Raw genomic sequence first — 15,169 nt, 5'->3', positions numbered from 1 at the left:
ATATTTGGGCGCTCTTTACTATACTTAAAAATATCTTCTTAAGTTGTTATATATAAGTAAAATAAAAAATATTTAAATATTTAAGTATTTTACTTTTCTAAAAGCAATAAAAGGACTATAATGATAGTGAAAACGCTTGCAACAGGAAATAGTTTGTATATATTTGTTAGCGTTTTCTATTGCATTCCAAATTTAACGGTGTATACTAGGCAATGAAGGTTTACTAAACAAGTGAAATTACAGGGGGTTTACTTACTATGGTAGCCGAAAAGGGAACTCAAACAAAAACACAACAACAAAGGGAACAACATTTTGAACTATTGAATTCGACACAAATTGTTATTAGTGAAGCGTTAGAAAAATTGGGTTATCCAAACGAAGTATATGAATTATTAAAAGAACCAATTCGTATGATGACAGTGAAAATACCAGTTCGTATGGATGACGGGACTGTTAAAATATTTACAGGATATCGTGCACAACATAATGATGCTGTTGGTCCAACGAAAGGTGGAATTCGCTTCCATCCGAATGTAACAGAAAATGAAGTGAAAGCACTTTCAATCTGGATGAGCTTAAAATGTGGTATTGTTGATTTACCATACGGTGGAGGTAAAGGTGGAATTATCTGTGACCCACGTGAAATGTCATTCCGTGAGTTAGAAAGATTAAGCCGTGGTTATGTACGAGCAATTAGCCAAATCGTAGGACCGACGAAAGATATTCCAGCTCCAGATGTATTCACAAACTCTCAAATCATGGCATGGATGATGGATGAATATAGCCGTATTGATGAATTTAATTCACCAGGATTTATTACAGGTAAGCCACTTGTATTAGGTGGATCACATGGACGTGAAACAGCAACGGCGAAAGGTGTAACAATTTGTATTCGCGAAGCTGCAAAAAAACGCGACATTGATATTAAAGGTGCACGCGTTGTTGTTCAAGGATTCGGTAATGCTGGTAGCTTCTTAGCTAAATTTATGCATGATGCAGGCGCGAAAGTTATTGCAATCTCGGATGCTTACGGTGCATTGCATGATCCAAACGGATTAGATATTGATTATTTATTAGACCGTCGTGATAGCTTCGGTACAGTAACAAAACTATTTAATAATACAATTTCAAACAAAGAATTGTTAGAACTTGATTGCGACATTTTAGTTCCAGCTGCAATTGAGAACCAAATTACAGAAGAAAATGCTAATAATATTAAAGCAAAAATCGTTGTTGAAGCTGCAAATGGTCCAACAACATTAGAAGCAACTAAAATTTTAACAGATCGCGGAATTTTACTTGTTCCAGACGTATTAGCAAGTGCTGGCGGTGTAACAGTATCTTACTTTGAGTGGGTACAAAATAACCAAGGTTACTACTGGACTGAAGAAGAAGTAGAACAACGTTTAGAAAAAGTAATGGTAAGATCATTTGATTCTATTTATGAAACAGCACAAGTTCGTAAAGTGAACATGCGCTTAGCTGCGTATATGGTCGGTGTTCGTAAAATGGCTGAAGCAAGTCGCTTCAGAGGTTGGGTATAATATTATATCGTGAGAAAACGTGATTCCTTTCGAGGGAATCACGTTTTTTTGTTGAAGTATTAGTGTGAGGTGTTGTATATGGAAAATGAAATGATGGAACGAGTAGAACAATTAGAAGAAAAGGTTAAGAGGTTAGAGGGAGAACTCTCAAGAACGATGAAAGCCGGAAAAACAAGTAATGTTCGGATGTTCGGAGAAGGACTACTGTTTTTAATATTTGGTGCAGTTGTAGTAGGGCCGATTATCGCTTTTGTAATCTCAATTCTTACTTGGATTGTTGAAAAATAAAATAAAAACAAAAAAGAACGCTTGTTCTACACGAACAAACGTGCTATACTTTCCTTAGATAAACAAAACGGAAATGATTTTAAGGAGAGATAAATGATGAAAATGACAGTAGACCAAAGATTTATGATGCCAGCAGATGTTGTAGAACGAGTGGAAGTATTAAGAAACAAACAAAGTAAGCGCGGCACATTATTACAATCTGTAAATAAATTTTTCGGTTTAGATACGAAAGAAGATTGTGTTTGGTTTTACGGTTTTTATGGAGTTGCTGTAAGTATTTTATTATTTATGGTGTTCACATCAAATATTTTCGATTTTCTCTTCGCGTAAGAAATATGCGATAAGGACATTGCTACCGAATACATATATAAAGAAGTAAGGTAATCTTCTGAAGCGGGAGTTGGTAGTAATGGCGATGTTTCCTATAGAGCGTAACTATATTGGGTATGGAAGTTCACGACCGGGAATTCCTCTTTCTAAAGTAAGGTTTATTGTAAGTCATGATACGGGGAACCCTGGTAGCAATGCGATAGGGAATCGGGATTATTTTAATGAAATACAACCGAAAGCTTCGGCACATACATTTATAGATGATAAAACAATATTGGAAATTGTTCCTATAAATGAAGTTGCCTATCACGTTCGATATGGTGTGCCGACAGATAATGACTTATATGGTTATGATGCTAATAAGGCTGCCATTGGAGTGGAACTTTGTTATGGCGGTGATGTTAACTTTTGGGAAGCATATACCCGTTTTACGTGGTATCATGCGTATTTATGTCAAAACTTCGGCTTGAATCCGAAGAAAGATATCGTATCACATAAAACACTTGACCCAGCTAGAAAGATTGATCCTGAAAATGTATTAGGGAAACAAGGTATTAAATTTCAGCAGTTTTTAGCAGATGTCTATCGGATGTATGTTTCGTTTAGATGACAAATATATGAAAAATGAATACAATAAAGATAGGTGCCTACTGCTGTAAGTAGGTTTTTTCTTGTTTTTATAAATAGCGTATTGGTAGAAGACTAGGAGTGAGCTGAGTATGCAGAAAGAAACAGCTATCATAATTGGAGGCGGTCCGTGCGGATTAGCAGCAGCAATTTCGTTGCAAAAGGTAGGGATAAATCCGTTAGTAATTGAAAAAGGAAACATTGTAAATGCGATTTATAATTATCCAACTCATCAAACATTTTTCTCTTCTAGTGAAAAATTAGAAATTGGTGATGTAGCTTTTATTACAGAAAATCGTAAGCCAGTTCGAAATCAAGCGCTTGCGTATTATCGTGAAGTAGTAAAGCGTAAATCTGTACGTGTAAATGCTTTTGAGCGAGTGGAGAAAGTACAAAAAGATGGAGAAGTTTTTCATGTTGAGACAACAAAGCGTGACGGAAGTACAGAAATATATATAGCGAAATATGTTGTTGTAGCAACTGGATATTATGACAATCCAAATTATATGCATGTTCCCGGCGAGGAACTGAAGAAAGTAGCTCACTATTTTAAAGAGGGACATCCTTATTTTGATCGAGATGTAGTAGTTATAGGTGGGAAAAACTCGAGTATAGATGCCGCGTTAGAACTTGTTAAAACCGGTGCGCGTGTAACGGTTTTATATCGCGGAAGTGAGTATTCACCAAGCGTTAAGCCGTGGATTTTGCCGGAGTTTGAGGCGTTAGTACGAAGCGGCACAATTCAAATGCATTTCAGGGCTCACGTGAAAGAAATTACTGAACATACATTAACGTTTACAGTCGATGATGAGGCATATACAATCCAAAATGATTTTGTATTTGCGATGACTGGTTACCATCCTGATCATAGTTTCTTAACGAAGATGGGTGTTCGGATTGATGAAGAAACAGGACGTCCGATTTATGCAGAGGATACAATGGAAACGAACGCTGAAAATATTTTCATTGCAGGTGTAATTGCTGCTGGAAATAATGCGAATGAAATATTTATTGAGAACGGTCGATTTCATGGGGATGCGATTGCGCAAACCATTGCGTCAAGGGAAATATAAAAAGAAGCTGTCGAAATAAACTTCGACAGCTTCTTTTTAATTGTGCATAAACATATTTTGGATTGTTTCATGAGAATTTGTATTTTCTAATGCAACTAATAATTTAATACGTGCTTTTTGAGCATTTAAACCGTATGTGAATACAATACCCATATCTTTTAATTGTTTGCCGCCACCTTCATATGAATATACATCTTGCACGATGCCATTGAAACAGCGAGAAACTAATACGATAGGGATTCCTTTGTCGATTAATCGTTCTAGACTAGGAAGTGTTCTTGGAGGTAAATTACCTTGTCCAAGTGCTTCAATAACAATCCCGTCTACTGGAAGGTTTTCAATTGCTGCTAACAATGTATCGTCCATACCAGCGTATGCTTTTAGAACAACTACGTTTTTAGAAACCTTATTTACTGAATATGTTTCATGGTGTACTAAAGCGTGATGGAATACAACGCCGCGCTTTGTTACCATACCAATTGGTCCATACTGTGGACTCTGGAATGTTGCCACGTTACTTGTATGTGTTTTCGTTACATTTGTAGCGCAATGGATTTCGTCGTTTAATACGACTAAAACACCTTTTTCAGCAGCTTCACTACAGCTAGCTACTTTTACAGCCGATAAGAAGTTATATAGACCATCAGCACCTAATTCATTACTAGAACGCATTGCACCTGTTACAACGATTGGAATAGTTGCTTGCACTGTTAAATCTAAGAAATAGGCTGTTTCTTCTAATGTATCCGTACCATGCGTAATGACTACGCCATGAATGTTGTCTTGTTTTACTTTTTCATCAATGATGACTTGTAATTGTAACATTTCGCTCGGTGTCATATGAGGAGATGGTAGATGGAACACGTCTTCAACGATTAAATCAACATCGCCTTCTAAATCAGGAATAAATTTTAAAAGAGGATTTTTTTCACCTGGCTGTACGACCCCAGTTTCTTTATCTTCCTCCATTGCAATTGTTCCACCTGTGTGTAAAACTAGGATTCTTTTCAATGCTTATACCCCTTTCAAGTTGAAAAATACATTTAGAACATAACATGTTTTGAGTAAATTCGACAATGGAAATGTATAAAAGTATGCATCGAAAATGACAATAAAGTTAGCTGCTATATATACGATGTATAAAATCACGAAACGAAATGTGTAAAAGTAGGATAGGAGGGAGCAATTACATTGAAAAAGATGGAGAAAATTTTTATTCGTATATTAGTAATACAATTCATTTGTCTTTCTGTTGTGCAATTGTTATTTATACATAAGTCATCAGTGAAATATTTATCTAAAATTGTTTATTATGAAGGTGTCATGGTAAAAAACAAAGCAGAAATCTTACAGGTGAATAGGTAGTTTTCATTTTCTTCTATGAAGGATTATGCTACAATAATTGAGGATTTAATGACGTGAAGCAAATGAGAAGAAGCAGGAGAATACCTGCTTTTCGTTTTGTTTTATAAGTGAAAAAATGAGGTGTTACAATGGATAAACGAATTTCAATTGCTATAGATGGTCCAGCAGCTGCTGGAAAAAGTACGGTTGCAAAAGTTGTGGCAAAGAAACTTTCTTACGTTTATATTGATACAGGCGCAATGTACCGCACGATTACATATGCAGCCCTTGAACAAAAAGTGGACATTGAAAATGAAGAGAAGTTAATGGAAGTTGTAAAGAATGTAAATATTGAGTTTCAGCAAGGAGAAAATACACAACTTGTATTTTTAAATGGACAAGATGTTTCTGAAGTAATTCGTACACCTGAGGTGACGAATCGAGTATCTATTGTGGCGAAACATCGCCTTGTTCGTGAAGAAATGGTACGTCGTCAACAAGAGTTAGCGGAAAAAGGCGGCGTTGTAATGGATGGCCGTGATATTGGTACACATGTGTTACCAGATGCTGAAGTGAAGATCTTTATGCTTGCTTCTGTTGAAGAAAGAGCAGAAAGAAGACATTTAGAAAATATAAATAAAGGTTTCGATTCTAATTTAGAGCAGTTAAAAAAAGAAATTGCTCAGCGTGATAAATTAGATTCAGAACGCGAGGTTTCTCCTCTAAAGAAAGCTGATGATGCATTGGAATTAGATACAACTTCTTTATCAATTGAAGAAGTTGTCCAAAAAATTATGAGTATTGTTTCAGGAGTGTTTGCGAAATAAAGAAAGGGGATAACCTCTTTCTTTTTTTGTTTATATAGAAATGTAAAGGATGCGTGAATTGTGAGTCTCTTTCCTTGACAAATGATCGGATTTGTAAGAAGTTAGTAAAAGAAGGATAAAACTTTCAGAATATATTCGCTATTATATTTCAAAACATACTTTCTTCAAGATGATTTTGCTGTATACTATTTATATAGGTTTAATATATTTTCTAGTGAAATGTATGAAAACTGAGTATGTGATGATAAATTCTTAAACATGCAAATGAAAACATATGTTTTCATTTCGTATATACATAAAAAATGCTTTGTCAATTCTGTAGGGAGGTATTTCCATGGTAGAGAAAATGAATGAAGAAGTTATGGATTCAAAAGAATTACAAGTTGGTGACGTTGTTACAGGTTCTGTAACGAAAGTTGAAGAGAAACAAGTGCTTGTAAATGTTGGATACAAAACAGATGGCATAATTCCAATTAGTGAATTAGCTAACGTTCATATTGAAAAAGCAAGCGATGTTGTAGAATTAGATCAAATACTAGAATTGAAAATTATTAAATTAGAAGAAGATGATCTTGTCTTATCTAAACGTGCTGTTGATGCAGAAAAAGCATGGGTAGAATTACAAGAGAAATTTACTTCTGGTCATGTGTTTGATGTTACTGTAAAAGATATCGTGAATGGTGGATTAGTTGTGGACCTTGGTGTTCGTGGTTTTATCCCAGCTTCACTTGTAGAAGTACATTATGTAGAAGATTTTACTGACTATAAAGGCAAAACATTAGCCGTGAAAATTGTTGAATTAGACCGCGAAAAAAATCGTGTAATCCTTTCGCATAAAGCAGTAGTAGAATTAGAACTAGATTCTAAGAAAAAAGAAGCGATTTCTTCATTAAAAGAAGGAGACGTTGTTGAAGGAACAGTGCAACGATTAACGGATTTTGGTGCTTTCGTTAACGTTGGTGGTGTGGACGGTTTAGTTCATATTTCACAAATTTCACACGAACGTGTAGAGCAACCTTCTGAAGTATTAGAGCAAGGTCAAAAGGTAAAGGTAAAGGTATTATCTGTTGATGCTGATACACAACGTATTTCTTTATCAATTAAAGCAGCTCAGCCAGGACCTTGGGAGAATGTTGCTGGCGAAATAAAAGCTGGAGATATTCGTGAGGGAGTAGTAAAACGTCTTGTTACATTCGGTGCATTCGTTGAAATTTTACCTGGCGTTGAAGGTCTTGTGCATGTATCTCAAATTGCAAATCGTCACGTGAAAAATCCGAATGAAGTATTGGAAATGGGACAAGAAGTAAAAGTGAAAGTGCTTGAAGTCCATGTTGCAGAGAAACGTATTTCTTTAAGTATAAAAGAAACGCTTGAGGAAAATAATGTAATTGAGGATTACAGTCAGTATGAACCAAATGCTGATTCTGCTACTTTCCAATTAAGTGATATTATTGGTGAACAACTGAAAAAATTAAAGAAATAAAGAGGGGTACAAGTGGTAAGGGCAAAACGTAAATTAGATCATATTGAATACGCTCTTTCTACTGGTCAGTCTCGTACGCATGGATTTCATGATATTGATTTTGTGCATCAAGGATTGCCAAATTCAAGTTATGACACAATAACATGTGAAACAAAAATCGGCGAACTTTCACTAAGTTCGCCGATTTTTATCAATGCGATGACTGGTGGTGGGGGAGAGAAAACGTTACATATTAATGAGCAATTAGCATATGTAGCGAAACATCATAATCTTGCTATGGCTGTAGGGTCGCAAATGGCGGCGTTAAAAGATGAAAGTGAGGCTGCTTCTTATACGATTATCAGAAAGGTAAACCCAAATGGTGTTTTCTTTGCTAATTTAGGTAGTGAGGCAACTATCGAACAAGCAGAGCGTGCCGTTGATATGATTGAAGCGAATGCATTGCAAATTCATTTAAATGTCATACAAGAGTTATCGATGCCAGAAGGAGACCGTGACTTTACTGGTGTACTTCAGCGTATTGAGAAAATTGTATTAAATAGTAAAGTTCCTGTCATTGTGAAAGAAGTTGGATTTGGGATGAGTAAGGAAACCGTACAACAGTTAGCGAGCATAGGTGTAACGGCAATTGATATTGGTGGACAAGGTGGTACAAATTTTGCTGCTGTTGAAAATGAAAGAAGACAGCGAATGCTTTCTTATTTTAATGACTGGGGCATACGAACAGCAACCTCGATTATTGAAGCAACCTCTACAAACAATAACCTCTCTTTTATTGCATCTGGGGGTATACAAACAGCGCTTGACGTAGCGAAAGCAATCGCATTAGGGGCGAATACAACTGCGTTTGCTGGATACTTTTTACGTATTTTAATGCAAGATGGTATCGAGAAGTTAGTGGATGAAATTGATCTTTTACATACAGATTTGAAATTTATTATGACAGCTCTTGGTGCAAAGACGATAGAAGAGTTACAGGCTGTACCTCTTGTTGTAAAGGGCGAAACGTATCATTGGTTAACGCAGCGTGGTATTGATACGACGCATTATAGTAGAAGATAAAAAAATCAACCGTTTGGTTGATTTTTTTGTTTTTGTTCGTTTTAGTAATATAAGGTGAGGAATGGAATTAATATTCTATCAAAATAAAATTATTCCTATATAAACACTATCTTGTGCAAGTTGCGACTGAAAAAGAGGCTGGAAAATGTAGATAGTTTGCTACTGAATTATTGGGGAGAGTTTAATTTCGCAAAGGAAAAATAGGTAGAGATAAAACTAAACCATAGAAAAATTCGGATGTTAAATGTTATTTTGATATAAGTAAAAATCATTAAAATAATTATGTAAAAGACGGTTTCGTACAATATCGAAACCGTCTTTTTGTGTTCATTAGTGCTGATTTTGTTTTCGGGCTTGCTCTGGTGTATCCAGTCCAGTTGCACCCGGATATTGTAGTGATTGGTCACGATCAGATTCAACGCGTCGTGATTCTCTTAGTTTTCGTTCTTGACGATCTTTACCCATAATGAATAGCACCTCCTTATTAAAAGTGTTGCTGTTATATGAAAAAACTATGCGCGAAGAAAGTGGATTAACTTTCATAAAAAGTTCCCATAATGGAAAACATAGGAGGTGAAATGATGGAAGGGAGTACTTTTTATTTTTTAGCTTGGATAGGGTGGATTATTGTAACTTTTTTTATGAAAAAGGACTCTATGCGGTGGAAGATAAGCGCTTGTATATTGATTTTTATTATTTGCTCTCCGTTACATGTAACGATTGCTTCATTCAAGGTATCAGTAAATGCACTTTTGCTTTGTATTGTTGCTTTTATAGGAATCGCACTATATTCTATTTGGAAAAAATTATATAGCTTACTTTCGGCACTTATTATTGCAATGTTATATACAAGTTTTCATTTGTTAGAAGTATATGATCCGATTTGGATTGTGGTGGACAGGTTGTTTTTGGTAAGTGGTGCTCTTGTGTATGCATCGGTTTTATTGCATGAGGATCGCATATTACGATTATGTTCTCTTTATATAGGAATGTTACAGGGGGAATTGTTAGTGACACTTATTTTTCGAAAACTACATTTCCCTTATGATTACGGAAGTTTAGCGTTTTTTGATATCGTCGCCGTTGCTACATTTTTCATGGCAATTTTGTTTTGGATTGCAAAAGCATCAGTATACATGGAACAGTTCAAGAGGAAATCACGTAAAAGAAAGGCGAGGGTAATACATGACTGAATATACACCGGCCATTTTATGCGGAGTAATAGCGGGGACAGTAACGAGAGTGCTAATGCTCCGGACAGATACGCGTCAATATCCGACGAGGCTCCACGGGAAAATTATTCACGTTGCGATGGGGTTAATTGCAGCGGCTTTAGGAGCGATTGCAATTCCGTCAATTTTGAAAAAAGATTTTTCTGCTATTACATTTCTTACATTAGCAGCAACACAGTTTCGTGATGTGCGTAATATGGAAAGAAATACCCTTCAACAATTAGATGGATATGAGCTCGTACCGCGTGGAAATACATATATTGAAGGGATTGCATTAGTTTTTGAAAGTCGAAACTATTTGGCGATGTTAACGTCGTTTGCAACGACGTTTGCGTATATAGGATTCCATTCATGGATTGCTGGAGTAATTATGGCTATAATCGCATTTATTATCGCGAAAAAATTAATGTCTGGCAGAAGGTTACATGATCTTGTTGATATCGAGCATGTTCCACTTCGTTTTGAAGGAGCGGGGCTGTATATTGATAATATTTACATTATGAATATTGGATTACCAGCAAGGCAAGAGGAAATTATGAAATATGGAATGGGCTTTATTTTAAGACCGAAAACAATTGATGCGATGGTGACAATCTCAAACTTAGGACAACGACAAGCTATTTTACATGATGTTTCTGTTGCTTTAGGGATTTATAGAGATTCTGGTACGCCAGCGCTTGTGCCGCTAGCAAAGCGTGATTTAGAAGATGGTAGGGTTGGGATTTTTGTCTTGCCACAAGATCAAGATGCAGAGAAAGCGATAGGTGTCATAGGGAATGTGCCGACGTTAGAAAGTGCTGTTCATATGTCATCGGAAGCCCCGAAAGGAAGGGGAGATAAAAGATGATGTTAGAAAGTGTAATTCTCGCGGTTATTACAACAACGCCGGAGAAATTTGCTGGTGGTGCCCCTTTGTTTACTTGTGAATCGACAGATGAGTTAGAATTTGTTGCAAATAATTTAGAGGCAATTTTAGATGGTATTGCACATCGCTTACAAGAGAATGTATATATTATTGTGAAACATTAGTAACGTGTGGTATAATGTGAGGTGTTTTGATACGCTGAGAAATATTCTGGAATGCAAATCCCTTCTTGCACAAAGAAGGGTTTTTTACATAATAAACAGAAGCAAGTTGAAAGGATGAAAGTATATGCCGAAACCAGTAATAGCAATAGTAGGCCGCCCGAACGTAGGAAAATCTACTATTTTCAATAGAATTGTTGGAGAAAGAGTTTCAATCGTAGAAGATATACCAGGTATAACGCGAGACCGTATTTATAGTGCGGGAGAATGGTTAAATCATGAATTTAACATTATTGATACAGGTGGAATTGATATTGGAGACGAGCCGTTCTTGACACAAATTCGTCAACAAGCGGAAGTAGCGATTGATGAAGCAGATGTTATCATTTTTATGACGAATGGTCGCGATGGTGTAACTGCAGCAGATGAAGAAGTTGCTAAAATTTTATATCGTTCTAAAAAACCAATTGTACTTGCGGTAAATAAGGTTGATAATCCAGAAATGCGTAGTGATATTTATGATTTTTATGCATTAGGATTTGGCGAGCCATTCCCGATTTCAGGTACACACGGTTTAGGACTTGGTGATTTGTTAGATGAAGCTGCAAATCATTTTCCAAAGATTGAAGAAGAAGCGTATGATGATGAAACAATCCGTTTCTCTTTAATTGGACGTCCAAATGTAGGGAAATCATCACTTGTAAATGCACTTCTTGGTCAAGAACGTGTAATTGTAAGTAATATAGCGGGAACGACACGTGATGCTGTTGATACACCATATAGTAAAGATGGTCAAGATTATGTAATCATCGATACAGCTGGTATGCGTAAAAAAGGGAAAGTATACGAAAGCACAGAAAAGTATAGTGTACTTCGTGCGCTTAGAGCGATTGAACGTTCTGACGTTGTTTTAGTCGTTTTAGACGGAGAAGAAGGAATTATTGAACAGGATAAAAAAATTGCTGGATATGCTCATGATTCAGGACGTGCTGTTATTATCGTCGTAAACAAATGGGATGCAGTGAAAAAAGATGAAAAAACAATGAAAGCATTTGAAGAAAACATCCGTGCTCATTTCCAATTTTTAGAGTACGCACCGATTGTATTCTTATCTGCGAAAACGAAAAAACGTACACAAACATTATTACCAGTTATTAATGAAGTAAATGAAAGCCATAGTATCCGTATTCAAACGAACGTATTAAATGATGTAATTATGGATGCGGTAGCGATGAATCCAACACCAACTCATAATGGTAGCCGTCTGAAAATCTTCTATGCGACACAGGTTGCGGTAAAACCACCAACATTTGTTATATTTGTAAACGATACAGAATTAATGCACTTTTCATATGAGCGCTTCTTAAAGAATCGTTTACGTGAAGCGTTTGGTTTTGTAGGAACGCCGATTCACATTATCGCTAGAGCAAGAGACTAATGGAGAGGATGTGATTTTATGACAAAAATCACAGTAGTTGGAGCAGGTAGCTGGGGAACAGCGTTAGCGATGGTATTAGCTGACAATGGACATGATGTACGTATTTGGGGAAATCGTTCTGAACTTATGGATGAGATTAATACAAAACATGAGAATAGTCGATATCTTCCAGGAATTACATTGCCAAGCACAATCGCAGCCTACTCTTCTTTAGAAGAAGCATTAGTAGATGTAAATGTAGTACTTCTTGTAGTACCAACGAAAGCGTATAGAGAGGTATTACAAGATATGAAGAAATATGTAGCAGGTCCGACTACTTGGATTCATGCAAGTAAAGGGATTGAACCTGGTACATCAAAACGTATTTCGGAAGTGATTGAGGAAGAAATTCCAGAGGACTTGATTAAAGATGTTGTTGTACTATCTGGACCGAGTCATGCAGAAGAAGTTGGTTTACGTCAAGCGACAACTGTTACGTCTGCAGCAAAGCGTATGGAAGCGGCTGAGGAAGTACAAGATTTGTTTATGAATAGTTACTTCCGTGTATACACAAATCCAGATATCGTTGGAGTTGAGCTTGGTGGTGCGTTAAAAAATATTATCGCATTAGCTGCTGGGATAACTGATGGACTTGGATTAGGTGATAACGCGAAAGCGGCATTAATGACACGTGGTTTAACGGAGATTGCTCGTTTAGGAAGAAAAATGGGCGGAAATCCATTAACGTTTGCTGGTCTAACTGGTATGGGAGACTTAATTGTAACTTGTACAAGTGTTCATAGCCGAAATTGGCGCGCTGGAAATATGCTTGGAAAAGGACACTCTTTAGAAGAGGTGTTAGAAAGCATGGGTATGGTTGTAGAAGGTGTAAGAACAACGAAAGCTGCTCACGAATTAGCAGAGAAAATGGAAGTTGAAATGCCGATTACAGCTGCTTTATATGACGTGCTATTCAATGGGAATAATGTGAAAGATGCAGTAGGCTCATTAATGGGACGTGTTCGAAAACATGAAGTGGAAGCTATACCTGACTTACTTTAAAGAAAAGCGACAGAAGTACATTTGTACTTCTGTCGCTTTTTATTTTTATGGGTCTTTTCACCATTTTTTTAATTTTGCATAGGATGAAGAGTAACTTGAGGAGAGGGTGAAAAGAATGGATAATAACATTTTTAATAACATTGAAAAAGAAGCGAAAGTGAATAAAGAAGATATTTTTAAATTAGCATCATCTGTACAGAATGCGAATTTACGTGATGAGACTGTGCTTCGTCAATTGATTCATCAAGTGGCTCTTATGGCAGGACGTGAAGTGCCGAAAGAACAAGAGGATCAAATTGTAAAAGCAATTATTAACAATAATATGCCCGCTGATTTTGGTTCGTTAAGCAAAATGTTTAAAAAATAAGATATAAGAAACAAAGAGTTTGTAGATTGCATATGATAGCCATGAAAGTATGGGAATAGAGCTGTTTTGGGCATATTTGGTCAACCGAAGCGAGAGATACACTCGCTTCGGTTTTATTTTTATTTAGATTAGTGGAAGATGCGAAAAAACCTGTTGATTAAAGTTATATATTCGTAATTTGTAGTAAAATGTTCTTTTTGTATTTGTTTAAAGATTTTAATTTGTTAAAATAGTATAAAAATAGATTAATAAAAAGGGGTGTGTATATGTCAGAAGGGCTCATAAAAATGTGGTTTGCTTTAGGAGCAATTGGATTTATGTTTTTTGCAGTAAGTTTTATTTTACTAAGTAGATACAAAATAAAGAATAAATTTTTGAAAGGGATTACAGCGTTAGTAGCGTACACCCTTATGATTGTGTCAGGAATTGTTATTTTTCTTGTTGTATTTAGTGGACCTGTACAGCAGTAAAGGGAATGGTCTCGAAAATGCTACATACGGAGCAAGTTATATTAGTATGAAAAGGTGATTGCTAGTGAAAAAAGTCCATATTATTTTAATATTTTGTTGTATGAGCCTTTTAACAGGATGTCTGTATCCGAAAGAAAATATGAAACAAAATGCCGTTCCTTATGAAGATCAGATACAGGTTGTTCAAAAAGCTGTAGTGACATTTAAGGAGCAAAATGAGGGGATATTGCCAATTAAGACGCGGGATATGAGTACGCCTATTTATCAAAAGTATCCAATCGATTTTCAAAAGATTGCTCCGCGTTACATACAGGAAGCGCCAGGAAATGCGTATGAAAGCGGAGGAGTATACCAATACGTATTAATAGACGTTGAAACAAACCCGACAGTAAAGTTAATTGATGTTAGGATGGCTGAACAAATTCAGCAGTTATCATTAAAGCTTAGGATGTATCGGGATGAACATCAATATCCGCCTTTTAAAAAGGTAATTTCAGATGGTGTATATGAATTAGATTTCAAAAAACTAGGATATAAAGATGTGCCGCAAGTGACAAGTCCGTATTCTGGTAAAGGGCTTCCTTTTGTAATCAATGAAAAGGGAGAAATTTATGTTGATTATCGAATCGATTTATATGAAGCGTTGAAAAAAAATGAAGGGCAATTTAAGGAAGGGGAAGATATTCGGAATATACTTTCGAAAGATTCTCCATTTGTACCTGCGTATTCTTTACCGTATACGGTAAAGAATGGAGAACCAATTTTTTTAAAATCATAAGTCATGAACCTTTCTTTTAGTGAATAAGTTCTAGAAGAAAGGTTTTTTATGTTACACAACTTGCGATGCAAACAAAAGGTATTTTTTAATAGTCATATGAAATTGGACAAAATTATATGATATATTGTCCGAACTTCTAGAATACCATTATATTATATCAGATATTATAGGCAACGTTAGAGAAGGTATTAGTTGACTATAAATGTGGAATTATTCCCAAAAATATTGAGGGAGGGAAT

General features: G+C 35.9%; 19 protein-coding genes. 17 read left to right on the top strand and 2 right to left on the bottom strand.

What is annotated here, in order from left to right; translation table 11 throughout:
• The first annotated feature begins 257 nt into the window (after positions 1-257).
• The 5 genes from gudB to ACLBWW_RS07570 all read left to right on the top strand — a co-directional run bounded on the left by gudB (position 258) and on the right by ACLBWW_RS07570 (position 3,862).
• Positions 258-1,544: an NAD-specific glutamate dehydrogenase gene (gudB, locus tag ACLBWW_RS07590; RefSeq protein WP_000225171.1), complete on the top strand. Its 1,287-nt coding sequence runs from the start codon at positions 258-260 to the stop codon at positions 1,542-1,544.
• A gap of 78 nt (positions 1,545-1,622) precedes the next feature.
• Positions 1,623-1,832, top strand: a complete 210-nt coding sequence (locus ACLBWW_RS07585; protein ID WP_048543562.1) for a hypothetical protein — start codon at positions 1,623-1,625, stop codon at positions 1,830-1,832.
• Between the two features lie 93 nt (positions 1,833-1,925).
• Positions 1,926-2,162: a DUF3961 domain-containing protein gene (locus ACLBWW_RS07580; RefSeq protein ID WP_001983018.1), complete on the top strand. Its 237-nt coding sequence runs from the start codon at positions 1,926-1,928 to the stop codon at positions 2,160-2,162.
• Positions 2,163-2,241: 79 nt separating this feature from the next.
• Positions 2,242-2,772 (top strand): peptidoglycan recognition protein family protein, encoded by a 531-nt coding sequence (locus ACLBWW_RS07575; RefSeq protein ID WP_001240648.1) that lies wholly within the window; start codon positions 2,242-2,244, stop codon positions 2,770-2,772.
• 109 nt (positions 2,773-2,881) lie between these two features.
• Positions 2,882-3,862, top strand: coding sequence for a YpdA family putative bacillithiol disulfide reductase (locus ACLBWW_RS07570; protein ID WP_048543560.1), 981 nt, complete (start codon positions 2,882-2,884; stop codon positions 3,860-3,862).
• A gap of 36 nt (positions 3,863-3,898) precedes the next feature.
• On the opposite strand, the gene ansA is transcribed toward ACLBWW_RS07570, so the two are convergent.
• Positions 3,899-4,873: an asparaginase gene (gene ansA / locus ACLBWW_RS07565; protein WP_088110189.1), complete on the bottom strand. Its 975-nt coding sequence runs from the start codon at positions 4,871-4,873 to the stop codon at positions 3,899-3,901.
• A gap of 180 nt (positions 4,874-5,053) precedes the next feature.
• Here ansA and ACLBWW_RS07560 point away from each other — a divergent pair, with 180 nt between their 5' ends.
• The 4 genes from ACLBWW_RS07560 (at position 5,054) to ACLBWW_RS07545 (ending at position 8,578) form a co-directional block, all read left to right on the top strand.
• Positions 5,054-5,227 carry a YpfB family protein gene (locus tag ACLBWW_RS07560; RefSeq protein WP_000738047.1) on the top strand — a complete coding sequence of 58 codons (174 nt, stop codon included), beginning with the start codon at positions 5,054-5,056 and terminating at the stop codon, positions 5,225-5,227.
• Positions 5,228-5,355: 128 nt separating this feature from the next.
• Positions 5,356-6,033, top strand: coding sequence for a (d)CMP kinase (gene cmk, locus ACLBWW_RS07555; protein ID WP_000361262.1), 678 nt, complete (start codon positions 5,356-5,358; stop codon positions 6,031-6,033).
• Positions 6,034-6,367: 334 nt separating this feature from the next.
• Positions 6,368-7,516: a 30S ribosomal protein S1 gene (gene rpsA, locus ACLBWW_RS07550; RefSeq protein ID WP_048543558.1), complete on the top strand. Its 1,149-nt coding sequence runs from the start codon at positions 6,368-6,370 to the stop codon at positions 7,514-7,516.
• Positions 7,517-7,528: 12 nt separating this feature from the next.
• On the top strand, positions 7,529-8,578 hold the full coding sequence (locus ACLBWW_RS07545; RefSeq protein ID WP_048543556.1) for a type 2 isopentenyl-diphosphate Delta-isomerase: 1,050 nt from the start codon (positions 7,529-7,531) through the stop codon (positions 8,576-8,578).
• A gap of 330 nt (positions 8,579-8,908) precedes the next feature.
• Here the strand turns inward: ACLBWW_RS07545 and ACLBWW_RS07540 are convergent, their stop codons facing one another.
• On the bottom strand, positions 8,909-9,043 hold the full coding sequence (locus tag ACLBWW_RS07540; protein WP_000513900.1) for a YpzI family protein: 135 nt from the start codon (positions 9,041-9,043) through the stop codon (positions 8,909-8,911).
• Between the two features lie 116 nt (positions 9,044-9,159).
• Here ACLBWW_RS07540 and ACLBWW_RS07535 point away from each other — a divergent pair, with 116 nt between their 5' ends.
• The 8 genes from ACLBWW_RS07535 (at position 9,160) to ACLBWW_RS07500 (ending at position 14,930) form a co-directional block, all read left to right on the top strand.
• Positions 9,160-9,771, top strand: coding sequence for a YphA family membrane protein (locus tag ACLBWW_RS07535; RefSeq protein WP_048543554.1), 612 nt, complete (start codon positions 9,160-9,162; stop codon positions 9,769-9,771).
• Positions 9,764-10,657 (top strand): YIEGIA family protein, encoded by an 894-nt coding sequence (locus tag ACLBWW_RS07530; RefSeq protein ID WP_000141603.1) that lies wholly within the window; start codon positions 9,764-9,766, stop codon positions 10,655-10,657. The genes ACLBWW_RS07535 and ACLBWW_RS07530 overlap by 8 nt, the downstream gene beginning before the upstream one ends.
• Positions 10,654-10,839, top strand: a complete 186-nt coding sequence (locus ACLBWW_RS07525; RefSeq protein ID WP_000979052.1) for a capping complex subunit for YIEGIA — start codon at positions 10,654-10,656, stop codon at positions 10,837-10,839. The genes ACLBWW_RS07530 and ACLBWW_RS07525 overlap by 4 nt, the downstream gene beginning before the upstream one ends.
• Positions 10,840-10,963: 124 nt before the next feature.
• Positions 10,964-12,274 carry a ribosome biogenesis GTPase Der gene (gene der / locus ACLBWW_RS07520; protein WP_001125888.1) on the top strand — a complete coding sequence of 437 codons (1,311 nt, stop codon included), beginning with the start codon at positions 10,964-10,966 and terminating at the stop codon, positions 12,272-12,274.
• Positions 12,275-12,292: 18 nt separating this feature from the next.
• Positions 12,293-13,315 carry an NAD(P)H-dependent glycerol-3-phosphate dehydrogenase gene (locus tag ACLBWW_RS07515; protein ID WP_000161769.1) on the top strand — a complete coding sequence of 341 codons (1,023 nt, stop codon included), beginning with the start codon at positions 12,293-12,295 and terminating at the stop codon, positions 13,313-13,315.
• Between the two features lie 115 nt (positions 13,316-13,430).
• Positions 13,431-13,682, top strand: coding sequence for a stage VI sporulation protein F (locus ACLBWW_RS07510; RefSeq protein WP_000369753.1), 252 nt, complete (start codon positions 13,431-13,433; stop codon positions 13,680-13,682).
• 266 nt (positions 13,683-13,948) lie between these two features.
• Positions 13,949-14,152 (top strand): DUF2768 domain-containing protein, encoded by a 204-nt coding sequence (locus ACLBWW_RS07505; RefSeq protein ID WP_001288995.1) that lies wholly within the window; start codon positions 13,949-13,951, stop codon positions 14,150-14,152.
• 64 nt (positions 14,153-14,216) lie between these two features.
• Complete coding sequence (locus ACLBWW_RS07500) at positions 14,217-14,930, top strand: hypothetical protein (protein WP_048543552.1); 714 nt, start codon at positions 14,217-14,219, stop codon at positions 14,928-14,930.
• The last annotated feature ends 239 nt before the right edge of the window (positions 14,931-15,169 follow it).

It is taken from the genome of Bacillus sp. M5A3_1b (genome assembly GCF_053345335.1).
The sequence above is the reverse complement of the archived record's forward strand: the minus strand, read 5'-3'. Positions and strand labels throughout refer to the sequence as shown.